The following is a 23483-nucleotide window of genomic DNA, read 5'->3' as shown; positions in this document are numbered from 1 at the left end:
TACAGTGAGCGCACTGAACACCTACGTCCTATAGATTCTTAAATTGTCTAATTATTATATTGAGGGCAGATCGGTTGAACTCAATCTCCCTGTTTAAAATTTATTCGTCCACATCACAGTCTGTTGAAGATTCTTCAGTCTATGATGTGGACTCGAGATTACTCGGGTACGATCCACTCTACTTTGAAGTGACCGGTCGCTGGCGCAATTGCTTCCTTCAAGAATGGAAGAATCTCTTTCATTTGGCTTTCTAGCTTCCAAGGCGGGTTAATCACGATCATGCCTGATGCCGTCATGCCACGCTCGTTGGTGTCTGGTGATACGCCAAGTTCGATTTGTAGAATCTTGTTGATGCCTAAGCCTTCGAGACCTTCGATCATATCTTCGATATCACAGCGATTTACTACCGGGTACCAAATTGCGTAGATACCGGTTGCCCAGCGCTTGTGGCTTTGAGCGATTGCAGTCACGACATCACGGTACTCTTTTGCCAGCTCGTAAGGCGGGTCGATCAGTACTAAACCACGACGTTCTTTTGGTGGCAGGCTGCCCTTTAAGCGCTTAAAACCATCTTCTTTGTAGATAGATACCTGACGATCACGGTGGAACTCTTGCTCAAGCAGCGGGTGATCGGCTGGGTGAAGCTCAGTCAGTACCATGCGGTCTTGGTCACGCAGGTGTGCACGTGCAACACGTGGAGAACCCGGGTAGTAACGCAGTTTCTCGCCATTATTGAGAATGGAAATAGACTCAAGGTAGCTTTGAATGTCTTCAGGAAGGTCTGTTTGCTCCCACACACGAGCAATACCTTGCTTGTATTCACCGGTTTTTTCAGACCATTCATGCGTTAAGTCGTAACGACCTACACCAGAGTGAGTGTCATGATAAACAAAAGGCTTATCCTTTTGTTTCAAAGAATTAAGAATAAGGCTCTGTACGATATGCTTTACTACGTCGGCATGGTTACCTGCGTGGAAGCTGTGGCGATAACTTAACAAATTAAACTCTCGTAACACTCTCGAATTAGAGTGTGGTTAGTGTAGGTGGGGTTAATCAGACTATTATAACCCTCAATGGACCATAAATTCTCGAACAATTCAGGAACAGTCGCTAGCAATATGCAGTTAGTTATTGGTTCTACTATTGAAATTTGCCTTGTTGGGCACTATTTAATAACTATTCGCAGGTGATTTTTTAGGGCGAACTTTAGCCTGATGACTGTAAGACGACCTCATTACAAAAAAGACGAAAGTCTCTAAAGCCAAAGGAATGTTTATATGTCTAATCCGCTATTAACCTTCACGGACTTACCTCCGTTTTCACAGATCAAGCCAGAGCACGTAAAGCCTGCAGTTGAGCAAGTGATTGAAGCGTGTCGCAACAAGATAGAACAAGTACTTGAAGGTAATACTTCACCAAGCTGGGACAACCTAGTTGCTCCAATTGAAGAAGTGGATGATCGTTTAGGTCGCATTTGGTCACCTGTAAGCCATATGAACTCTGTCGTGAACAGTGACGAACTGCGTGAAGCGTATGAGAGCTGCTTACCTGTGCTATCTGAATACGGCACTTGGGTTGGCCAACACAAAGGCTTGTTCGAAGCGTATAAAGCGATCAAGGCGAGTGAAGCATTCTCTGCACTGAACCGAGCTCAACAAAAAACTATTACCGACGCACTGCGCGACTTTGAATTGTCGGGCATTGGCTTACCTGCAGATGAACAGCATCGTTACGGCGAGATCAGCAAGCGCCAGTCTGAGTTAGGCTCTCAATTCTCAAATAACGTGCTTGATGCAACCATGGGTTGGAGCAAGCAGATCACAGACGTAGCTGAGCTGGCAGGTATGCCTGAATCAGCACTGGCGGCAGCTCAAGCGGCAGCTGAGTCTAAAGAGCAAGAAGGCTACCTACTGACTTTAGATATCCCATCATACCTACCTGTGATGACCTACTGTGATAACCAAGAACTGCGTAAAGAGCTTTATGAAGCGTACGTAACGCGCGCTTCAGATCGCGGTCCAAACGCAGGTAAGTGGGACAACACTGAGATCATCACCGAGCAACTTAAGCTACGCCACGAGATCGCGCGCATGCTTGGTTTCAGTACTTACAGCGAAAAATCACTGTCGACTAAGATGGCAGAAACGCCAGACCAAGTGCTTGGCTTCCTAAACGACCTAGCAGTAAAAGCCAAACCGCAAGGTGAGCGAGAAGTTGAAGAGCTACGCCAGTTTGCTGAGAAAGAATTTGGTGTCTCTGAGCTAAACCTGTGGGACATCGCTTACTACAGTGAGAAACAAAAACAGAAACTGTTCGAGATCTCTGATGAAGAGCTTCGTCCTTACTTCCCAGAATCTAATGTGGTTTCAGGTCTGTTTGAGGTACTGAACCGCGTGTTTGGTATGTCGGTAACAGAGCGTCAAGGCGTAGACACTTGGCATGAGTCAGTGCGTTTCTTTGATATCTTTGATGCGACTGGAACACTGCGTGGTAGCTTCTACCTAGATCTATACGCACGTGAACACAAACGTGGTGGCGCTTGGATGGATGACTGTCGTGGTCGTCGCATTACCGAATCTGGCGAGCTACAGACCCCGGTTGCTTACCTAACGTGTAACTTCAATAAGCCAGTTGGTGATAAGCCAGCACTGTTTACTCACGATGAAGTGGTGACCTTGTTCCACGAATTCGGCCACGGTATCCACCACATGCTAACGCAAGTAGAAGCGGGCGCAGTTGCGGGTATCAATGGTGTGCCTTGGGATGCGGTTGAGCTACCAAGTCAGTTCCTAGAAAACTGGTGTTGGGAAGAAGAAGCGCTGTCGTTCATCTCTGGTCACTTCGAAACGGGTGAAGCGCTACCAAAAGAGATGCTAGAGAAGATGCTAGCGGCGAAGAACTTCCAATCTGCGATGTTTATCCTGCGTCAGCTAGAGCTTGGTTTGTTCGATTTCACGCTACACACTGAATACGACCCTGAAGTGGGTGCTCGCGTACTAGAAACACTAGCGGATGTTAAGTCTAAGGTATCGGTATTGCCAAGCCTAGATTGGAACCGTTTCTCACACAGCTTTGGTCACATCTTTGCTGGTGGTTACAGCGCGGGCTACTACAGCTACCTGTGGGCAGAAGTGCTATCGGCAGATGCGTTCTCAGCATTTGAAGAAGAGGGTATCTTCAACACTGAAACGGGTAATCGCTTCCTGAACAACATCCTTGAAATGGGTGGCAGTGAAGAGCCAATGGAGCTGTTCAAACGCTTCCGTGGTCGTGAGCCACAAATCGACGCAATGCTGCGCCACGCGGGAATTAACGCATAATCACGGTAACTATCTAGTTTATTGCGAAAAGAGCCTCTAGTTAGAGGCTCTTTTTTTGTCTGTGCGTTATGCCAAGCAAGGCGAATCAATGTTATGGATTCACATTGCGGTTGATAGGGTTCTGCAATGAAATCAGTGTCTCTGTCGACTGAACTTCATCGATCGCTTGCAGCTTATCGATCAATACAAACTGCAGCTCTTCTATCGACTTACACATCAGCTTTACAAAGATATTGTAAGCACCAGTGGTGTAGTACGCCTCAACCACTTCGTCTAAGGCATTCAGCTTAGCGATCGCCGAGTGGTAATCTTTGGCAGCATTAAGGTTGATGCCAATAAAGCAACACACGTCGTAACCCAGTTTTTTGGTGTTTACCACAACTTCCGTTCGCTCGATAATGTCTGCCGATCTCATCTTTTCGATGCGAACGTGAATCGTCGCAGGGCTGACATCGAACTGCTTTGCCATTTCAGCGTAAGGAGTTCGTGCATCTTCCATCAAGGTTTTGAGAATGGCACGGTCTAGATCATCTAGACGAGCTGTGGTTGTGGACATGCATAATCCTTAGGTTGAATGAAAAACATACCGGCTTGAGTACACATCATAGCCAAGGGTGATAATATTAGCAGTAACTATAGGGTTAGGGTGAATTCAGTGCGATTTTCGTTATTTTTTATTGTGATGTGTTGGAGTGTTTTTGCTTCAGCTCAGGCAAAAGATGTGTTGGTTATTCACTCTTATCATCAAGGCTTTTTCTGGACAGATGATTTCCATAAAGGACTATCTGATGAGCTCGATCGCGATGGGTTATCTTACCGGGTTGTTTATCTCGATACCAAGCGAACTCAAAACGCTGAATACTTAGAGCGAATTTATCAGCTATACCGCACTAAGCTGTCGCATGAAGAGTTTGCCGCTGTAGTCGTCAGTGATAATAACGCCCTCAATCTGATGAAACGCTTAGCGCCCGAACTCAATGGCACGCCCGTTATTTTTGGTGGCATCAACAATTTTTCTCCGCAAATGATTGAAGGCTTGCACGCAACCGGTATCACTGAAGATATTGATATGGCGAGCAATATTGAGCTGATCAATCGACTTCAATCGACGGTTAAAAAAGTTTACGTGGTTACCGATCACTCGGTAACGGGTGAAGCTATTCGCGCTCAAGTGGATTTATTTCTACAAAAACGCCCTGAGTTTTCTGGGATGGTGGAGCAATATACGCCTGATTCTTATCAAGAACTGATGACGTTCGCGCAACGCGCTGATCTAACTAAAAGCTTGTTGTTCTGGGCCTACTACCGCGACATCAATGGTCGGGTCAGCAGCAAAGAAGACTGGCGTCAGCTCAACAAAAAAACTCAGATGCCATTGTATATTGTGCATGATTTAGGACTTGGGTTTGGTGCGATTGGTGGCGTGATTCAAAGTGGTGAAACGCAAGGTCGAGATACAGGACGCGTGCTGTTGAGCGTGCTGAACAACCCTAGGGCTCCATTGCCATTGGTGGTTGCTGGCGCGCCAGAAATCAAACTCGATTACCAACAGATCTCACGTTGGGATTTGGGTGCAGAGAATGAAGCCTCAGTAACCTTCCTCAATAAGCCGAAGTCATTTCTAGTACGCTACCGCGATGAAATTCGCACCATAGGTTTGCTGTTTTTGGTGATGTCGTGTGTCATCGCGACCTTGGTGTATTACCTTAATCGCCTTAAAAAAAGTGAACGTGCCAGCCGAAAAAGTCAGCTGCTGCTTGAGTCGATATTCGACCAAAGCCTGCAGTTCATGGGCATCATTGATAAGGGTGGCGTGCTGCTGTCGAGTAACAGCAAGTTACATGAGCTGCTTTATAATCAAGGCTATAAACTGGGAACGCCGCTGCAACAACACCAACATTGGGAAAGTTCTGCGAGAGAAGTGCTAGCCGAATATTTCATCGCAAAAAGTGAGCACCCAGCCTTACGATTTGAAGCCGAGGTGTGGTGTCGAGATCGCGGTGCGATGGTGTTGGATATTTCATTGAAGCCGATGCCGGGCAGTGAAGACGAAGACATTCAGTTTCTCTTTGAGGCGCGCGACGTGACCTCACGTAAGCTTGCTGAGAATAAGCTGTTCCAACGTGAAGCAAACTTGAAGCTGTATTACGACAAACAGCCGGTGATGATGATTACGCTCGATGGTAATAATCGCATTCAACAAGTGAACCAGTTTGTCGAAGAGCTTTTGGGATACCCTCTCGATCAGTTGTTGGGCCATCGCCCTAGAGAATTCTATGTTGATGAGAACGCGATGATTCCTCGTCATATCTTGCTGCAACCTCAGCATAAGATTCGTGGTGTGTGGCGTCGTGATATCGAATATCGCCATGCCGACGGCAGCAAGATCTGGATTCGTGAAAATATCCGCCCGTTGGTCGAGTCTGATCAGCTGTTGATTGTGGGTGAAGACATCACCGAAACGCACGAGCTTTCTGAAAAGCTAGAGTATCAGGCTCGCTATGACCTACTGACTGACACTTTTAACCGCAACCACTTTGAGCAAGAGCTGCAAAAAGCGCTGAAAGAGGTTGAGAGTCACATGCGAACTCACGCAATGTTGTTCCTAGATTTGGATCAGTTAAAGGTCTTGAACGACACCGCAGGACATGAAGCGGGTGATGCTGCGATCTTGTTTAGCGCCAAACTGCTAGAAGACGTACTGCCTTACAATGCGGTGTTAGCGCGAATGGGTGGTGATGAGTTTGCAGTATTAATGAAAGACTGTACTGAGCGAGACGCGGTTAATGTGTGTCGCAGTATTATCTCGATGATGAGCGAGAATCCATTCTTGTGGGATGATATTCGACTCAACCTGACGTGTTCTATCGGCATTCGATTGATTGACCATACTGCGGCTTCACCGCAGATGGTGCACGCTCAGGCGGATGCAGCTTGTCATGCCGCTAAAGAAGAAGGTCGCAATCGCTATCATCTTTACCATCAAGATGATGAAGACCTGCGTCGTCGCCATCTTGAGATGGAGTGCGTCAACCTCGTGCATGAGGCCTTGGCTAACGATCGCTTAGAGTTGTTTGCACAGCGTATTCTTGGCTTAGATGAAGACAGCGATAAAATGCACTTTGAGATCTTGGTGCGCATCAAGAACATCCAAGGGGAATACATCTCTCCGGGGATTTTCATGCCAGCCTCAGAGCGTTATAACATCGCGCATTTGATTGATCGCCAAGTCGTCAGTCAAACTTTGAGTTGGTTGGAGCAACGCCCTGAGGTTATTGAGGAGCTGGGGATGTGTTCAATCAACCTTTCCGGTCATTCAATGGGGAATCGTGACTTTGTCGAGTTCTTGATCGATAGCCTGAGTGATTCATCGATACCGTGTCATAAGATTTGTTTAGAGATCACCGAAACGGCTGCGATGAGTAACATGAAGCAGGCGATCAAGTTCTTCACTCGCATTAAAGAGCTTGGCTGCATGATTGCATTGGATGATTTTGGCTCAGGGCTATCGTCATTTGGTTATCTAAAAAAATTGCCCGTCGATATTGTGAAGATCGATGGCCTGTTTGTGCGTGATATTGATGTCAATGAGATGGACCATGTGATGGTTCGCTCGATCAATGATCTCGCCAAGCAGATGGGCAAGCACACCGTGGCTGAGTTCGTTGAAAATACCCAGATCATCGACAAGCTGATTGAGCTGGGTGTGAACTACGCGCAGGGCTACATCATAGGCCGACCTAAACCACTCGCAGAGCTCGTTGAAGAGTTAAGACAAGAACGAGAGATAGAGTCATTGGTTTAGGTAAGCCGACTTTAACCGGGAATACTTTTCACCGCTAATATGTATTGTTGAGGCAATCAGGTAAACTGGTTGCCTCTTTTGTTTTGAATACTACTGTCTGTTGGAGACGACCTTGCAACTACAACTGATTTGCGAAGATTCCACCCAAATCGATCATCTAAATGACTTAGCGACCCGTTGGAATTTATCCCATGATGAAAACAGCGATTTCGCTTTGGTACTGACTAGCGAGCGACTTGAGTTACGTAAAGTTGATGAACCTAAGCTTGGTGCTATTTTTGTTGATTTGGTCGGAGGCGCAGTCGGTCACCGACGTAAGTTTGGTGGTGGTAAAGGTCAGGCAATTGCTAAGGCTGCAGGTCTAAACAAAGGCGCAACACCAACTATCTTAGATGGCACCGCTGGGTTAGGGCGTGACGCGTTTGTGCTGGCTTCGTTGGGCTGTAAAGTACAGATGGTAGAGCGACATCCAGTTGTGGCTGCATTATTGGATGACGGCCTGCAGAGAGCACAAAAAGACCCAGACATTGGCGGTTGGGTGAGCGAACGCATGAAGTTGATTCACGCATCCAGTCATGACGCGTTGGATAAGCTCAGCAACGATCCTGACTTCGAACAGCCTGACGTGGTGTATCTCGACCCGATGTACCCGCATCCTGAGAATAAAAAGAAATCGGCTTTGGTTAAGAAAGAGATGCGTGTATTTCAATCTTTGGTTGGTGCCGATCTGGATGCTGATGGTTTATTTGAGCCTGCGATGAAGCTTGCATCAAAGCGTGTTGTGGTAAAAAGACCGGATTACGCAGCATGGTTAGACGAGCAAAAACCGAGCATGGCGATCGAAACCAAAAAGAACCGTTTTGATGTCTATGTGAAAGCATCAATGACTTAGCAGCACGCTAAGAAAGTTTCCCGTCATAAATACGATAAATTGCCATTTAACACTTGCGATAGTCGCGTTACGGATGTATATCTAACTAAGAATCATTATTATTCTTAGCTGGAGTTGTAGCATGGCTAAACGCTTTTGTAAGTTAAACCGTCGAGATATCACTGAACACCTAGGAGAGATCCACAGCTTGGTTACCCAACCTAAGTTTGTGTGTCGTTCTTGTGCGCGTTCATCGTCGGATCAAGCGAACCTATGCAAACCAACAGCCATCCCACCGATTGATTGTCAGAATAAACCCGTTGAAGAAAAAGTCGCGTGTGGCCTACTTGCTGAAACATTGCCAACTCCAGACGTTTCTCTTATCGAGGTCATGGACAGCGCTGAGTCAACGGTACAAATCTTTGATCCTGCTATCGTAGAAACGGCTGATAAAGTCGCGTTGAAGAAAGCCAAGCTGAAAAAATTGATGGCGAAGGCGAGCGGTGATGAGAAAGCTGAACTTAAACAAGCGAAGAAAGCGGCGAAGAAACAAGAGAAGTACAACAAAAAGCTCGCGAAGATGATTAAGAAGCAGCAAAAGCTGTTTAAGAAAAGCCAAAAATTGGAAAGTGACCTTGAACGCATCAACCTACAACTTGATGACGTAGCCTTCACTGAAACCAAGACCCAGGTAGTGAGCCATAGTCACATTCACTGAAGTTGATTCGAAGAGTTTATTGCTACACAAATGATTTAAAAAGAGCGACCTACGGTCGCTCTTTTGCTTTCTGGATATGACTAAAGCCAATTAGTTTAACGCGTTAGACATTGCTAACATCTCTCGCAACACGCTTCTTAACCCAAGTCTCATTAACCCACAAAGACAGTAAGATAACCCCACCACCAATGGAAAGTCGTACTAGGTCGACATCTCTATTCCAGATAAGGATATTCACCATAAGGCCTGCTGGGACTAACACATTGTTCATCACGGCAAGTGCGCCAGCGTTTACCATGCACGCGCCTTTGTTCCACATAAAGTAACCCAGCCCTGAAGCAATTAAGCCGAGGTAAAGCAGGATTCCCCATTGAAGTGTGGTCGTAGGCAGTTTCTCTGGGTTGCCCAATAGCATGAAAGCAACCGAGGCCACACACAGAGCGCCTAAATAGAAATAACCAAATACCGTGTGTTGAGGTAATTCAGTCGCTTCTTTTTCCATTACCACCTTGTAGCCGACCTGACCGATAGCAAAGCACAGGTTCGCGCCTTGCACGACAAGGAAGCCGACTAAAAAGTTTTCATTGATGCCCGCGAATTTAATAAACACCGCGCCTAATACCGCAATAGCAGCAGTCACTAGATACCAAGGTGAGAATTGCCCTTTGAGAAAGTCATAAATAAGCGTGACATAAATTGGGGTAAAAACGGTAAACAATAGGACTTCAGGAACCGACAGCAGCAAGAACGACTGATAATAGAAGCAATACATCAGCCCAAGCTGAATACCACCAATAGCCATCAATTTAGCGATCAGCTTACGTGAGACGCCACGAAACTTAAGGAAGGGAAGAAATACGAGACCCGCAAGGGCAACACGCATCAAAACAGAGAACCAAGCATCAACCTGACCAGCAAGGTAGACGCCGATCAGGCTAAAGGAGAAGGCCCATAGGAGGGTAACACCAGCTAAATAGCTCATAGTAAAACTTCGTTAATAAGATATGAGCTGTATGTTACCTAACCTTAAATCATTAGTCTTCTGAATCTCTTAGAGGCACGACCAGCATATCAACCGGAGAGGCGTTGATCAGTTGGCGTGTTGAAGAGAGCAGCTTGCTCCAAAAGTCTTGATGGTGACCGCAAACCACGAGATCAACATTGAACTCGTTGATGGTGTCACACAGCTCATGACTCAAATCACCACTGCCTACTAGGGTATGGGTGATCGGGTATTGGGCGTGCTCCGCAAAATTTTGCAGCTGAATACGAGACGCTTCCATCGCGTTGTGCTGGGTTTCGGCCATGTTGATATCAATCAGGCCGGTATACAGCTCTGCGTAGTTAATATCGATATGGATAAAAGAGACTTTGGCTTCCAATGGCTTAGCCAATGCTACCGCTTTATCCACAATTAATTTGCTGTCTTCTGATAAATCGACCGCGACCAAAATATGTTTGTAACTCATATCGCTACCTCCTTTATTCATTGTCTGATTTAAGATTAGCACTATGCGATGGTTTTTTTTGCTGAAGTGATCTCATATCCACTGTCTTGCGTAATGACAGCTCGAAATATTGGTTAACTAATGGCCTGCGAGATATTCATTAAATAGTGATATAGTAGAGAAAATTGAGGATGTAATTAGGAGTCTTAAATGCTGTCAAAAACTATGGTTGAGCAACTGAATGATCAAATTAACCTAGAATTTTTCTCATCCAATCTATACTTACAAATGAGTGCTTGGTGTGAAGACAAAGGATTTGAAGGTGCAGCAGAGTTTCTGCGTGTTCATGCAGTAGAAGAAATGGAACATATGCAGCGTCTTTTCACTTACGTAAGCGAAACAGGTGCAATGCCAATTCTGGGTTCGATTGAAGCACCGAAACACGAATTCGAAAGCCTTGGTGCAGTGTTCCGTGAAACTTATGAACATGAGCAGATGATTACTGAAAAGATCAACAAACTGGCTCACGTTGCTTTCAGCACACAAGACTACTCAACCTTTAACTTCCTGCAATGGTACGTTGCAGAGCAACACGAAGAAGAGAAGTTGTTTAAAGGTGTATTGGATAAGCTAGAACTTGTTGGTGAAGACGGTAAAGCACTGTTCTTTATTGATAAAGACCTAGCGCAATTGGCAAAAGATGGTTCATCTTCAATTATGGAAGCTCCTGCCGTTTAGGTAGTACGAGAAAGACACTGATTATCTTTTTCTTTTGAGTTTTCTTATGAAGATGTAGGGAGGAAAGGATGATCAGCGGCGACACTATTCTATTTGCACTAATGGTTGTGACTTGCGTGAACTGGGCGCGTTATTTTACTGCGCTAAGAACGCTCATTTATATTATGCGAGAAGCGCATCCTCTACTTTATCAACAAGTAGACGGAGGCGGTTTTTTCACAACCCATGGCAATATGACCAAACAGGTTCGCCTGTTCAGTTACATCAAAAGCAAAGAGTATCATCATCATCATGACGAAGTTTTTACTTCGAAGTGCGATCGTGTAAGACAGTTATTCATACTCTCTTCCGCTCTGTTAGGTGTAACCTTGCTCTCTTCTTTCATCGTCTAAATTTTTTTAGTCCGTGAGAAGTAAAGCCTAGGTTTTGGTGTGAAGCTTTGGTTGTTGGTTCGCTAAGCCAAATAGTGGTTTTGCTGCTGTCTGCAAATTGTACAATTGAACATCAATTGCAAAGTTTAAAATTGCCGCTAAAATAGCGAGCAATTAGTAAGGATGTGCTGTTTATGCACATCCTTTTTTATTGATGGCATTTCGAGAACAGGGTGTACTCGGGCTGCAAAAGCGAAGAAAAGCAGAACCACATGAGTGAAAAATTTGATGTAATCGTAATTGGTGCGGGCGCCGCAGGCTTAATGTGTGCTGCGGAAGCGGGTAAACGCGGCCGACGAGTGCTGGTGGTTGATCATGCAAAGAAACCAGGCAGAAAAATTTTAATCTCAGGTGGCGGTCGTTGCAACTTCACTAACTATGATGTTTCAGCCAACAACTTCCTGTGTGACAACCCTCATTTCGTGAAGTCAGCTTTATCTCAATACACCAACTGGGATTTTATCTCGATGGTCAGCAAGTACGGCATTGAGTTCGAAGAGCGCGATCACGGCCAGTTGTTCTGTGTCAATGACCACACCGCAAAAGACATTGTGAGCATGCTGCTTGACGAGTGTAAGCAAGCGAAAGTCGAACAACGCTACCGTTGTGATGTTCACTCTATCGAAAAAACAGATGCTGGCTTCAAGATGCACCTCAATACCGACGAAGTTGAGTGTGACTCACTGGTTGTGGCGACAGGTGGTTTGTCGATGCCTAAGCTGGGCGCAACGCCATTTGGCTATAAGATTGCCGAGCAATTTGGTTTGTCTGTGATACCAACTACCGCAGGCTTAGTGCCATTCACTCTACATAAAGAAGATAAAGAAGCTTTCGCAGAGCTTTCTGGTATCGCAATTCCTGCCGAGATCACCGCGCAAGACGGAACCTTGTTCAAAGAAGCGTTGCTGTTTACCCACCGCGGCCTATCGGGTCCTTCGGTACTGCAAATCTCTTCTTTCTGGAAGGCGGGTCAGTCGGTTTCGATTAATCTAGTACCAGAAGTGGATGTGGCTGAGTTGCTAGCTAACTCTCGCGAGAAGCACCCAAATCAGAGCCTGAAAAATACCTTGGCAAAAGCACTACCAAAGCGTTTTGTGGAAGTGCTGATTGATCGTAAAGAACTGGAAGACAAGCCGCTCAAGCAGTTCAATGAAAAACAGCTGAATGACATCGCAGAGTATCTAGAAAACTGGAAAATTGCGCCAAACGGCACCGAAGGCTACCGAACGGCCGAAGTGACTCTAGGCGGTGTGGACACCAATCATCTATCTTCAAAAACCATGGAATGTAAGAGCGTGTCTGGCCTCTATTTCATTGGTGAAGTGATGGACGTAACCGGTTGGTTAGGCGGCTATAATTTCCAATGGTGTTGGAGTTCTGGCTTTGCAGCAGGTCAGTGGGTTTAAGCTTACCCATAGATTCTAAATTATATAAAAATGGCGAGTCATACGACTCGCCATTTTTGTATCTAACATTGTGTACTAGCTCTAGATTCGACTTTATTGATAGCTTTTCGCTCTCAATCGAATCTTTTAGCTCTTATTTACGCCGGTTTGTTTTTTGAAAACTTGATCTGTTGAATCACTAAGCCAGCAATGATCAGTACCAAGCCAAACAGGGTCGCTGGGTGAATCTCTTCGCCGATAATGGTGGAAAGTAGCATCAAAGAGATAAAAGGTGATGCGAAAATCAGGTTACTGATACGGGCCGTGTTGTTGGTGAGCTTCAATGCTGATAGCCACAATACAAAGGTAATCCCCATCTCAAACAGGCCTACGTAAGTCACTGCCATCCAACCTTTCGCTGTGATTTGGCTAAAGCTCTCGCCCTCGTAAAGGGTTAAACCGATCGCGAAAGGTAATGCCACTAAGAAACCAAGCAATACGCCAATCACAGGGTCAGCCTTGTTTTTGGTGTTTAGAATCCAGTATCCCGCCCAAAGCAGAGTAGAAAGCAGCGCCAGTGCCACACCGAGTGGGCTATCGAACTGCATGCCTAACACATCGCCTTTGGTGGCAATAACTACCACACCCGCATAGCTGAAGGTACACGCAATCCAATCTTGCTTACGAATCTTTTGCCCCAGAAAAACCGCCGCCATTAAGGTTAGCGTGATAGCCCAGCTGTAGTTGATGGCTTGAGCTTGAGAAGCGGGCAGCAGGTCGTATGCTTTGAATAGAATCAGGTAGTAGGCCAGTGGATTGACCAAGCCGAGCAGTAGGTAATACCAAGGGTTTGAAAGGAACGTTGTACTCAGCTGAGAGAGCTTACCTTGAAAGGCGCAGACTGCGATCAGTGCCATCGATGACACAATACTGGCAATGGTCAGCATTTGAATCGGTGAAAACTCAGCAAGGGTCAGCTTAAAAGCAGTAGCGACCGTTGACCACAGCAGTACTGCGGAAAGGCCAAAGCCCAAGGCACGACGTTCGTTCATGGCAACTCATTCTAATAGGGTGGGACTTAATACGGAGCGCTTAGTCTATCTGTCGAATTTTAATACGGCAAACTGGACATTTATCCAGTATCAAAATACCATTTAATGAGTTATTTCCAATTAGGCTAAATCATTATCATGCAATGGATTATCGAACATCAGGCAACGCTTATTGCTGCAATTTCTGGCGCACTCGTCAGTGGCGGCGTCGTGGGTTGGTGGATTAAACAGAAGCTCTCTTTTCAGCAGCGATTGCTCGAGCAGCAGCTAAAGTCCGATCGTTTGTTGCATGAATCTCAGCAAGCTCAGCTCAAAGCATCACTCGCAGAGGCGCAACAAGAGCTCGATGAGTTAGATGATGACCGAGACAAAGCGGCATTCGAGCTCAAGCAGGCGCACGGTAAGGTGATGGCTGCAATGGAAAAACTGCGCTACTTTGAGGCGGTAAAGCAAGAGCGCCAGCAGTACGCTGATGAGATCAATGTGCTTAAAGATCATAAGTCTGAATTAGAAGCCGAGCTGCGCGAGCAAGAAGCAAGGCATGACCAAGAAAACCTCGCCAATAGCGAAAAGCTGCAGTTGCTAGAGCAAGCTGAATCACGACTTAAGCAGCAGTTTGAATTGTTAGCGAACCAACTGTTTGAAACCAAAACCGCCAAGGTCGATCAGCAGAATAAGCAGAGCCTAGAAGGTTTGTTGTCTCCACTAAGAGAGCAGTTGGAAGGCTTTAAGAAACAAGTGAACGACAGCTTCAGCCAAGAAGCCAAAGAGCGTCATACTTTGGTGCATGAGCTTAAAAACCTGCAGCGTCTTAATGAGAGTATGACGCGTGAAGCGGTGAACCTGACTCAAGCGCTAAAGGGTGACAACAAACAACAAGGTAACTGGGGCGAGGTGGTGCTGGCTCGCGTACTTGCTGAATCAGGACTGCGCGAAGGCCACGAATACCAAACGCAAGTGAACCTGCAAAACGATGCGGGCAAGCGTTACCAGCCAGATGTGATTGTGCATCTGCCACAAGACAAGCAAGTGGTGGTGGATTCAAAAATGGCTTTGGTGGCGTTTGAGCGTTACTTCAATGCTGAAACTGATCAACAACGTGATGCCGCATTACGTGATCACTTGGCTTCATTGCGCGCGCATATTAAAGGCTTGAGCCAGAAGGATTATCATCAACTCAAAGGCATACAGAGCTTGGATTATGTGTTGATGTTTATTCCGGTAGAACCTGCGTTTCAGGTGGCGATTCAAGCCGACCCTAGCTTAGTTAAAGATGCGATGGAGCAAAACATTATCTTGGTTAGCCCAACCACCTTGCTGGTGGCACTGCGTACCATTGATAACTTGTGGCGCAACGATAGACAGAATCAGAACGCGCAAGTTATCGCGGAACGTGCGAGCAAGCTTTACGACAAATTACGCCTGTTCGTTGATGATATGGAAGGTCTTGGAAGCTCATTAGATAGAGCCAACCAAAGCTACCAAGGAGCGATGAATAAGCTAGTGACTGGGCGTGGCAATGTGATCCGTCAGGCGGAAAGCTTCAAGCAACTCGGTGTTGAGGTGAAGAAACCGATTTCGGTAGGCTTGGCTGAAATGGCTCAAAATGAGGCTTTTTCAGAAAATGTCTCTTTAGTAGAAAGACAACCTACTGAGGATAAAGTAAACTAATCGGCCGCAGCGCCTCTAAATAGAGAGTGTGCTGTCGATGAGAACTTACCATGGTAGATAACAGCATTATGGACACAAGCGTGCAGACAAATTCAGCAGTAGAGTCAGAAACCACACACTTTGGTTTCGAAACAGTCGCAAAAGACGAAAAAGTCGCGAAAGTAGCAGAGGTATTTCACTCTGTAGCCGCTAAATACGACATCATGAATGACTTAATGTCGGGTGGTGTTCACCGCTTGTGGAAGCGATTCACGATTGATTGCAGTGGCGTTCGCCCTGGTCAACGTATCCTAGATCTTGGTGGTGGTACTGGCGACCTGACTGCGAAATTCTCGCGTATCGTTGGTGAAAAAGGCCATGTGGTTCTTGCTGATATCAACAACTCAATGCTGAATGTTGGCCGCGATAAGCTGCGTGATAGCGGTATTGTTGGCAACGTACATTACGTTCAAGCCAATGCTGAAGAGCTACCTTTCCCAGATAACTACTTCGATTGCATTACCATCAGCTTCTGTCTGCGTAATGTTACCGATAAAGACCAAGCGCTGCGTTCAATGTACCGTGTGCTGAAGCCGGGCGGTCGTCTGTTGGTTCTTGAGTTTTCTAAGCCAGTACTTGAGCCTCTATCAAAGGTTTACGATGCCTACTCTTTCCACCTGTTGCCAAAAATGGGTGAGCTGATTGCCAACGACGCAGACAGCTATCGTTACCTTGCAGAATCAATCCGCATGCACCCTAACCAAGAAACCTTGGAAGGCATGATGCAAGAAGCGGGTTTTGAAAATACGAAATACTTCAACCTAACGGGCGGCATTGTTGCGCTGCACCGTGGTTACAAGTTCTAGTCGAACTTGGTAGCAGGCTCGTAGGGCGTGCTAAAAATAAGAATAAAGACAGAACGGATAGGTTAAGGCTTATCCGTTTTCAAAGGTAAGGACAGTCATGCCATTTGATCCATTGGTAACCGCGGTTATTGAAACCTCTTTAAATACTTTCGTGAACGATGATCCAGCACTGGTTCGTCGTTTGTCTCGTTTAAAGGGGCAGATCATTCAAGTCAATTTGAAAGAGTTGAATAAAACACTCACTTTCGTTTTCAGCCAACAGATTGATGTGTTGTCAGAATACGAAGGGCAGCCTGACTGCTACCTATCTTTGAACCTATCGGTGTTACCTGAACTGCGTGAGCAATCGAACATCACCAAGCTGATCAAGCAAGATAAGCTGATCTTAGAAGGTGATATTCAACTGGCTCAGAAATTCGCTCAACTGATGACAGACTGCAAGCCTGATTTGGAAGAGTGGTTATCGCGCGTAACGGGTGATGTGGTTGCGCATACCTTGGTGCAAGGCGTTAAAAACGTCGGTGGCTTTGTAGCAAAACAGGCAACTAAGCATCAAAATCATGTTGCTCAAGTTCTGACTGAAGAGTGGAAGATCGCACCTGCACCGTTAGAAGTCGCGCATTTTTGCGACCAAGTTGATGACGTAAAAAGCTCTGCTGCTCGTCTTGAAGCTAAGTTGAACGCTCTGTTGGAGAAAGCATGACCCCAGCAGAACTGAAACGTCTTTATCATATTATCAAGGTACAGTTGGAATACGGCCTTGATGAGTTGATGCCGGAACACCAACTGACTAAAGCCCCTTTGTTGGCGCGAAAGTCACTGTTTTGGCTCAAGAACAAGCATCAAGATAAAGAGTTGGGTCATCGCTTGCGCCTTGCGCTGCAAGAACTTGGTCCAGTGTGGATCAAGTTTGGACAGATGATGTCGACACGTCGTGATCTGTTCCCTCCTCATATCGCCGATCAGTTGGCGTTGTTGCAAGACCAAGTTGCGCCGTTTGATGGTCAACTGGCGAAGCAAGATATGGAAAAGGCGTTGGGTGGCAGTTTAGACAACTGGTTTACCGACTTTGATATCGAGCCACTGGCTTCTGCTTCTATCGCTCAGGTGCATACCGCAAAGCTTAAAGAGAGCGGTCGTGAGATTGTTCTGAAGGTAATTCGACCTGATATTCGCCCGGTGATTGACGCAGATCTAAAACTGATGCACCGAATGGCGCGTATAGTCGCTAAGTCGCTTCCTGAAGCACGTCGTTTGAAACCGGTTGAAGTGGTTCACGAGTACGAGAAAACGTTACTTGATGAACTCGACCTGCGCCGTGAGGCGGCCAATGCCATTCAACTGCGACGTAATTTTGAAGGCAGTGAAGAGCTGTATGTTCCAGAGGTTATCCCTGATCTAAGCAGCGAAACCCTGATGGTGTCAGAGCGAATCTATGGTATTCAAGTCTCCGATATTGAGACGCTAGAAGCCAACGGCACCAACATGAAATTGCTCGCGGAACGCGGTGTGACGGTATTCTTCACCCAAGTATTCCGAGATAGCTTTTTCCATGCAGACATGCACCCGGGCAACGTATTTGTTAACCCAGAGAATCCAGATAACCCTCAGTGGATTGGTTTGGATTGTGGCATTGTTGGTACGCTCAATAGCGAAGATAAGCGCTATTTAGCAGAGAACTTGTTGGCTTTCTTCAATCGAGATTACCGTAAAGTTGCTGAGCTACACGTTGATTCGGGGTGGGTGCCACACGACACTAACGTCAATGATTTTGAGTTCGCGATCCGTATGGTGTGTGAGCCAATCTTTGCAAAACCACTTGGCGAGATCTCATTTGGCCATGTGTTGCTAAACTTATTTAATACAGCAAGACGTTTCAACATGGAGGTTCAGCCTCAGTTGGTACTTCTACAGAAGACCTTGTTGTATGTGGAAGGCCTAGGTCGTCAGTTGTATCCGCAACTTGATTTGTGGGCAACCGCCAAGCCTTTCCTTGAAACCTGGATGATGAATCAGGTGGGGCCGCAAGCTGTGATCAACGCAGTAAAAGAGCGTGCGCCATTCTGGGCAGAAAAACTGCCAGAGCTGCCAGAGCTACTTTATGACAGCTTGCGCCAAGGTAAAGCGATGAACCACAGAATGGATCAGCTTTATCAAGGTTACCGAGATAGTAAGCGTCAGCAAGCAACTGGAAAGTTTTTGTTTGGCGTTGGAGCCACTTTAGTCGTATGCTCCGCAATATTAGTTTCAAGCCCTTATGAGCAGCTATCTATGGGCTGTGGCATCGCAGGTGTCACATTTTGGTTGCTTAGTTGGCGAGCTTACCGTCGTTAGACAGTAGACTCTCTTAATATTTTTATGTGTAGACAGACCCGAGGACAATGACAATGGGTGGTATCAGTATTTGGCAACTTCTAATCATTGCTGTAATTGTAATTTTGCTATTCGGAACAAAGAAACTGCGCGGTATGGGTGGTGACTTAGGTTCAGCGGTTAAAGGCTTCAAAAAAGCGATGAGCGATGAAGACAAGCCTGCAGATAAGAAAGATGCAGACTTCGAACCAAAGAATATTGAACAGCAGAAGACAGAAGCTAGCGCTGAAACAACTGCTGAAACAAAGAAAGACAAAGAGCAGGCGTAAATCGTGTTTGATATCGGTTTTTGGGAACTGGTATTAATATCTGTCGTTGGGTTAGTGGTTTTAGGACCTGAGCGTTTGCCCGTGGCGATTCGTACTATTTCCAAGTTTGTTGGACAAGCGAAAAGCATGGCAAACAGTGTGAAAGATGAACTTTCTCATGAGCTTAAGGTGCAAGAGCTGCAAGAAAACCTACGCAAGGCGGAAAAAATGGGTATGGAAGATTTATCTCCAGACCTTAAAGCGTCAGTCGATGAACTCAAGCAGGCCGCTGCTGAGGTTCAACGTCCGTATGCTAAGCCTGAGTCTGATAAGCCAAGTGAGACTAAACCTAGTGTCATGGAAACTGTGGAATCTGAAACCATTCAGGTCAACAGCGAAGCTTCAGCACCGTCAGATAAGAAAGCCGAATAGTCTCGCAAGGAGGAGTCGCCGGATACTTGATTCGCTAGATGTTTAAATAGATATCTATTCAAGTAAATAACTATTCAAGTGGATACCAATTCAACTGGATAGATACACGCGCGGCTCCTTTTCGATCTTCCTGTTTAAGAGGTTTGACATGTCTTCGACTGAGCAGACACAGCCTTTAATTAGCCACCTTCTAGAACTACGTAATCGCCTACTACGTGCGATTGTCGCGGTGCTAGTGATATTTGTCGGGCTAATTTATTTTGCTAATGATATTTATGAATTCGTATCAGCACCTTTGGTAGATCGTCTACCGGAAGGGGCGACGATGATCGCAACCGATGTTGCATCGCCATTTTTCACACCGCTGAAATTAACCTTGATCGCGTCTATATTCCTCGCGGTTCCGTTTATTTTGTATCAGGTGTGGGCTTTTGTTGCTCCGGGTTTATACAAGCATGAAAAACGCTTGATCATGCCGCTATTGGCTTCAAGTTCATTGCTGTTTTACTGTGGTGTGGCGTTCGCTTACTTTATTGTATTCCCGTTGGTATTTGGCTTTTTTACGGCCATATCATTAGGGGGAGTAGAGTTCGCAACCGACATATCGAGTTACCTTGATTTTGTGCTCGCGCTGTTCTTTGCTTTTGGTATTGCCTTTGAAGTGCCTGTTGCGATTATCTTGTTGTGTTGGACGGGGGCAACAACGCCTCAATCTCTGTCTGAAAAGCGTCCTTACATTGTGGTGGGTGCTTTCATCATCGGTATGATGCTGACACCACCAGATATGATCTCGCAAACACTGTTGGCGATTCCAATGTGTATTCTGTTTGAGATTGGTCTGTTTTTCGCACGCTTTTATACACGTAAGCCAGATGCGGATGAAGAGGAAGAAGCTGAATCTTGATTCGGAATGCTTCAGTAAAAACCACATAATAAAAAAGCGGCCTAGGGCCGCTTTTTTATTATGTCTGTTTATCGAATCTTTAACTGATAGCCACAGTTCTGACATATATAGAGCTCTTTGATGCCCAAAATTTTATGCCATAGGGTTCGATGTTGACGTTGTAAGTGTTGTGAATGGTCACACATAATCAACTATCTCCATATGCAGGTGGTTGATACTATACATGTCACTTAGCTTTCTCAAATAAATTCAGGAAAAATCCGTAATAATTACTTATTAATAGATTTGTCATAAATTAAACAATGCCTTAGCATTTTTGGTGGTTATGTTTTCGACTTCTTCAAGGGTAATTCCGCGTAATTCGGCGATGCGTTTTGCTACTAATTCTGTGTAGGCTGGTTCATTGCGTTTACCGCGATTCGGTGTTGGTGCCAAGTATGGGCAATCTGTCTCTAGAATGACGTAATCCATATCGAGATGTGGGATCACCTTGTCCATCCCAGAGTTCTTAAAGGTCGATACGCCGCCTAAACCTAAATGAAAGCCTAGCTCGTTGATCGCTTGAGCTTCCTCTAAGCTGCTACCAAAGCAGTGGAATACCCCGCGTAAGCTGCCATCTTGTTCTTTACGAAGTAGGGCAAGTGTCTCTTCAATGGAATCACGAGTGTGGATCACCACAGGTAGATCAAGCTCTTTTGCCCACTGCAGTTGAGTCACAAACGCCATCTCTTGTTCAGCCTTGAAGGTTTTATCCCAGTACAAGTCGATACCAATCTCACCCACGGCGATAAAGTCATGCTTATCAAACCAAGCTCGAATGGTTTTGAGGGTTTGCTCGATATTCGCATCCACATAACAAGGGTGTAAGCCCATCATTGAACGGCACACATCAGGAAACTGCGCTTCCGTTGCTAACATTGGTTCGATAGATTCTAAATCGATGTTCGGCAATAGAATGGTATCAATCCCTTGAGCCAGTGCGCGCTGCACAACTTGTTCGCGGTCTTCATCGAATTCACTAGCGTAAATATGAGCATGGGTGTCGATCATTGTTTTGTCCTGAAAGCGGTCTTTACTGAGTTGTCATGAGTATACGGCAGTGTGAGGAGAAGGTCATTTTTTGCCATTTATCCCTATTTTTGAGTGGGTTTCATATTTTACTGCTAGCGTCCTGAGCCATCAGTGATATGCTTTTGCCTGTATTTAGCACTTTTCATATCTAAGTATTTCGGTGCTTAGACTAGGCAAGGAGAATCTAGTGTCTGTTTCAATTCAAGGTCAATTCCCAGGTCGCCGTATGCGCCGTATGCGTAAGCACGACTTTAGCCGTCGCCTAATGGCAGAAAATCAATTGTCTGTGGATGATCTAATCTACCCAATGTTTATCCTGATGGGTAAAGACCGCCGCGAGCCTGTCGAGTCAATGCCAGGTGTTGAACGCTTGTCGATCGACTACATGCTTGAGGAAGCAGATTACCTGTCAAAGCTGGGTGTTCCTGCGATTGCTCTATTTCCAGTCGTGAACCAAGATGCTAAAAGTTTATGCGCAGCTGAAGCTCATAACTCAGAAGGTTTGGTGCAGCGCGCTGTACGTTTACTAAAAGAGCATGTGCCAAACATTGGCGTTATTACTGACGTAGCACTAGACCCGTTCACCACTCACGGCCAAGACGGCATCATCGATGAAGATGGTTACGTGATGAATGACGAGACGACTGAAGTCTTGATCAAGCAAGCATTATCACACGCTGAAGCGGGTGCTGACGTAGTTGCCCCATCGGATATGATGGATGGTCGCATTGGTAAGATCCGTGAAGCGTTAGAAGAAGCGGGCCATATTCATACTCAGATTATGGCGTACTCTGCAAAATATGCATCGTGCTACTACGGCCCATTCCGTGATGCAGTTGGCAGTGCTTCGAACCTGAAAGGTGGTAACAAGAAGAACTACCAGATGGATCCAGCCAACAGCGATGAAGCGATTCATGAAGTCGCGATGGATCTTAATGAAGGTGCGGACATGGTGATGGTGAAACCAGGCATGCCTTACCTTGATATTGTTCGTCGTGTTAAGCACGAACTGCAAGCGCCTACGTTTGCTTACCAAGTATCTGGTGAATACGCGATGCACAAAGCGGCGATTCAAAACGGCTGGCTGAAAGAGCGCGAAACCGTCATGGAATCACTGTTGTGCTTTAAGCGTGCTGGCGCTGATGGCATTCTTACTTACTTCGCTAAAGATGTCGCAGAGTGGCTTGCTGAAGATGACGCACAAGCTGCTGAGCATTTAAAAGAAAAGTAACCGTGTAGATCTCACTTAAGTGATCAGTAAAGGGTTGGCCATTGTGCCAGCCCTTTCGTTTATAAGGATGAATAAGATGTCAGTTGTCGTACGTGAAGGTTCTTTAGAAGAAGTGGTGTCTGTGGTCGAGCAGATCTCTGAGTTCGCTAAAAAAGAGAGTGTCGCTTCTCTGTCAGAGCGGCTGGCAGGGAAAAAGAGCCTTATCTTAGTGGCTGAAGAAGCTGGCGTGTTGCTTGGCTTTAAGATCGGCTATGAATTGGATCAAGATACTTTTTACAGCTGGTTTGGTGGCGTGTCACCGCTCGCGAGGAACAAAGGCGTTGCACAGGCGCAATTAGACGTTCAGGAACAGTGGGCGAAAGAGCAGGGCTACAGACAGTTAAAGGTTAAGTCTCGTAACCAGTTCCCTGCAATGTTGCGCCTGTTATTGAGAAACGGTTACCTAATCGAAAGATTTGAAGAAAAAGAAGACATTAATGACCATAGAATCCATTTTTTGAAGCAAATTTAAGCACTGCTGTTAACGGTTTATAAATCAAATGAGATTTATTATCATTTAATTGTTGACTATTAAATGAGAATCATTATTATTAACTTCGTCTTAGGGAATGAGGAAATGTTCACAAGGATGTTAAGTACTCAAGTATCTACTTGGTTACCCAACAGAATTCTCGCGAACTTGTACTAAGTTCTTTTTGACACGACATTGCTCACATTGCTTCCAGTGTAATTTATAGCTTTTAGGTAAAGCTGTGGTATTCAATTTGAATGGCTTTACCGGTTTTTGCTAGGCGACATCTTCGGGTGTCGCTTTTTTTTATACCTACCATTTCAACAAGATGCATATTTAGTGGCACGTATTTTTATGAATAAAACGCCATCAGCATTCTTTTCCACAACGCAAGATCGAGAAAAGATCGTTGATCATCTGTTCGATCTG

General features: G+C 45.7%; 22 protein-coding genes. 16 read left to right on the top strand and 6 right to left on the bottom strand.

Translation table 11 applies throughout. The features are described from left to right. Positions 1 to 158: 158 nt before the first annotated feature. Positions 159 to 998 (bottom strand): 23S rRNA (adenine(2030)-N(6))-methyltransferase RlmJ, encoded by an 840-nt coding sequence (locus AB6D58_RS07400; RefSeq protein WP_017060143.1) that lies wholly within the window; start codon positions 996 to 998, stop codon positions 159 to 161. Positions 999 to 1277: 279 nt separating this feature from the next. Between AB6D58_RS07400 and prlC the strand changes: the two genes are divergently transcribed. Further along, positions 1278 to 3320: an oligopeptidase A gene (gene prlC, locus AB6D58_RS07395; RefSeq protein WP_017071475.1), complete on the top strand. Its 2043-nt coding sequence runs from the start codon at positions 1278 to 1280 to the stop codon at positions 3318 to 3320. A gap of 91 nt (positions 3321 to 3411) precedes the next feature. Here the strand turns inward: prlC and asnC are convergent, their stop codons facing one another. Then, positions 3412 to 3876, bottom strand: coding sequence for a transcriptional regulator AsnC (asnC, locus tag AB6D58_RS07390; protein WP_008218581.1), 465 nt, complete (start codon positions 3874 to 3876; stop codon positions 3412 to 3414). A 126-nt stretch (positions 3877 to 4002) separates the two neighbouring features. Here asnC and AB6D58_RS07385 point away from each other — a divergent pair, with 126 nt between their 5' ends. The 3 genes from AB6D58_RS07385 (at position 4003) to AB6D58_RS07375 (ending at position 8714) form a co-directional block, all read left to right on the top strand. Next, positions 4003 to 7125, top strand: coding sequence for an EAL domain-containing protein (locus tag AB6D58_RS07385; RefSeq protein WP_372156892.1), 3123 nt, complete (start codon positions 4003 to 4005; stop codon positions 7123 to 7125). A gap of 112 nt (positions 7126 to 7237) precedes the next feature. Next, entirely contained in the window at positions 7238 to 8017 is a 780-nt protein-coding gene (locus AB6D58_RS07380) for a class I SAM-dependent methyltransferase (protein ID WP_372156884.1), read from the top strand. Positions 8018 to 8138: 121 nt separating this feature from the next. After that, positions 8139 to 8714 carry a hypothetical protein gene (locus AB6D58_RS07375; RefSeq protein ID WP_372156882.1) on the top strand — a complete coding sequence of 192 codons (576 nt, stop codon included), beginning with the start codon at positions 8139 to 8141 and terminating at the stop codon, positions 8712 to 8714. A 103-nt stretch (positions 8715 to 8817) separates the two neighbouring features. Here the strand turns inward: AB6D58_RS07375 and AB6D58_RS07370 are convergent, their stop codons facing one another. Further along, the gene (locus AB6D58_RS07370; RefSeq protein WP_372156880.1) at positions 8818 to 9696 is read right to left on the bottom strand and encodes a carboxylate/amino acid/amine transporter; all 879 of its coding nucleotides are present in this window, start codon (positions 9694 to 9696) and stop codon (positions 8818 to 8820) included. A 52-nt stretch (positions 9697 to 9748) separates the two neighbouring features. Continuing rightward, on the bottom strand, positions 9749 to 10183 hold the full coding sequence (gene uspA / locus AB6D58_RS07365) for a universal stress protein UspA (protein WP_017060149.1): 435 nt from the start codon (positions 10181 to 10183) through the stop codon (positions 9749 to 9751). A 189-nt stretch (positions 10184 to 10372) separates the two neighbouring features. Between uspA and ftnA the strand changes: the two genes are divergently transcribed. The 3 genes from ftnA (at position 10373) to AB6D58_RS07350 (ending at position 12737) form a co-directional block, all read left to right on the top strand. Next, a complete protein-coding gene (gene ftnA, locus AB6D58_RS07360) occupies positions 10373 to 10900 on the top strand; it encodes a non-heme ferritin (protein WP_017070096.1) in 528 nt (175 codons plus the stop codon). Positions 10901 to 10968: 68 nt separating this feature from the next. After that, complete coding sequence (gene uspB, locus AB6D58_RS07355; RefSeq protein ID WP_009848060.1) at positions 10969 to 11292, top strand: universal stress protein UspB; 324 nt, start codon at positions 10969 to 10971, stop codon at positions 11290 to 11292. A gap of 251 nt (positions 11293 to 11543) precedes the next feature. Further along, a complete protein-coding gene (locus AB6D58_RS07350) occupies positions 11544 to 12737 on the top strand; it encodes an NAD(P)/FAD-dependent oxidoreductase (protein WP_372156878.1) in 1194 nt (397 codons plus the stop codon). Between the two features lie 137 nt (positions 12738 to 12874). Here the strand turns inward: AB6D58_RS07350 and AB6D58_RS07345 are convergent, their stop codons facing one another. Further along, complete coding sequence (locus AB6D58_RS07345; protein ID WP_372156876.1) at positions 12875 to 13768, bottom strand: DMT family transporter; 894 nt, start codon at positions 13766 to 13768, stop codon at positions 12875 to 12877. Positions 13769 to 13906: 138 nt separating this feature from the next. On the opposite strand from AB6D58_RS07345, the gene rmuC reads away from it, so the two are divergent. The 7 genes from rmuC (at position 13907) to tatC (ending at position 20241) form a co-directional block, all read left to right on the top strand. Continuing rightward, positions 13907 to 15439, top strand: a complete 1533-nt coding sequence (rmuC, locus tag AB6D58_RS07340) for a DNA recombination protein RmuC (protein WP_372156874.1) — start codon at positions 13907 to 13909, stop codon at positions 15437 to 15439. 65 nt (positions 15440 to 15504) lie between these two features. Beyond that, on the top strand, positions 15505 to 16284 hold the full coding sequence (gene ubiE / locus AB6D58_RS07335) for a bifunctional demethylmenaquinone methyltransferase/2-methoxy-6-polyprenyl-1,4-benzoquinol methylase UbiE (RefSeq protein WP_026012235.1): 780 nt from the start codon (positions 15505 to 15507) through the stop codon (positions 16282 to 16284). A gap of 97 nt (positions 16285 to 16381) precedes the next feature. Next, positions 16382 to 16987 carry an SCP2 domain-containing protein gene (locus AB6D58_RS07330; RefSeq protein WP_017063051.1) on the top strand — a complete coding sequence of 202 codons (606 nt, stop codon included), beginning with the start codon at positions 16382 to 16384 and terminating at the stop codon, positions 16985 to 16987. After that, complete coding sequence (ubiB, locus tag AB6D58_RS07325; RefSeq protein ID WP_017065813.1) at positions 16984 to 18618, top strand: ubiquinone biosynthesis regulatory protein kinase UbiB; 1635 nt, start codon at positions 16984 to 16986, stop codon at positions 18616 to 18618. The genes AB6D58_RS07330 and ubiB overlap by 4 nt, the downstream gene beginning before the upstream one ends. 53 nt (positions 18619 to 18671) lie before the next feature. Further along, positions 18672 to 18926, top strand: a complete 255-nt coding sequence (gene tatA, locus AB6D58_RS07320; protein ID WP_009848052.1) for a Sec-independent protein translocase subunit TatA — start codon at positions 18672 to 18674, stop codon at positions 18924 to 18926. 3 nt (positions 18927 to 18929) lie between these two features. Then, positions 18930 to 19337 (top strand): Sec-independent protein translocase protein TatB, encoded by a 408-nt coding sequence (gene tatB, locus AB6D58_RS07315; protein ID WP_136978539.1) that lies wholly within the window; start codon positions 18930 to 18932, stop codon positions 19335 to 19337. A gap of 148 nt (positions 19338 to 19485) precedes the next feature. Next, entirely contained in the window at positions 19486 to 20241 is a 756-nt protein-coding gene (gene tatC, locus AB6D58_RS07310; protein ID WP_017060156.1) for a twin-arginine translocase subunit TatC, read from the top strand. Positions 20242 to 20529: 288 nt separating this feature from the next. On the opposite strand, the gene AB6D58_RS07305 is transcribed toward tatC, so the two are convergent. Next, on the bottom strand, positions 20530 to 21291 hold the full coding sequence (locus tag AB6D58_RS07305; protein ID WP_017063053.1) for a TatD family hydrolase: 762 nt from the start codon (positions 21289 to 21291) through the stop codon (positions 20530 to 20532). A 208-nt stretch (positions 21292 to 21499) separates the two neighbouring features. Here AB6D58_RS07305 and hemB point away from each other — a divergent pair, with 208 nt between their 5' ends. Together hemB and AB6D58_RS07295 are read left to right on the top strand one after the other, a co-directional pair. Further along, positions 21500 to 22543 carry a porphobilinogen synthase gene (gene hemB, locus AB6D58_RS07300; RefSeq protein WP_371721999.1) on the top strand — a complete coding sequence of 348 codons (1044 nt, stop codon included), beginning with the start codon at positions 21500 to 21502 and terminating at the stop codon, positions 22541 to 22543. A 76-nt stretch (positions 22544 to 22619) separates the two neighbouring features. After that, positions 22620 to 23054: a GNAT family N-acetyltransferase gene (locus tag AB6D58_RS07295; protein WP_017063054.1), complete on the top strand. Its 435-nt coding sequence runs from the start codon at positions 22620 to 22622 to the stop codon at positions 23052 to 23054. The last annotated feature ends 429 nt before the right edge of the window (positions 23055 to 23483 follow it).

The organism is Vibrio sp. 10N.239.312.D08 (assembly GCF_041466145.1).
Taxonomy (GTDB): domain Bacteria; phylum Pseudomonadota; class Gammaproteobacteria; order Enterobacterales; family Vibrionaceae; genus Vibrio; species Vibrio crassostreae_C.
The sequence above is the reverse complement of the archived record's forward strand: the minus strand, read 5'-3'. Positions and strand labels throughout refer to the sequence as shown.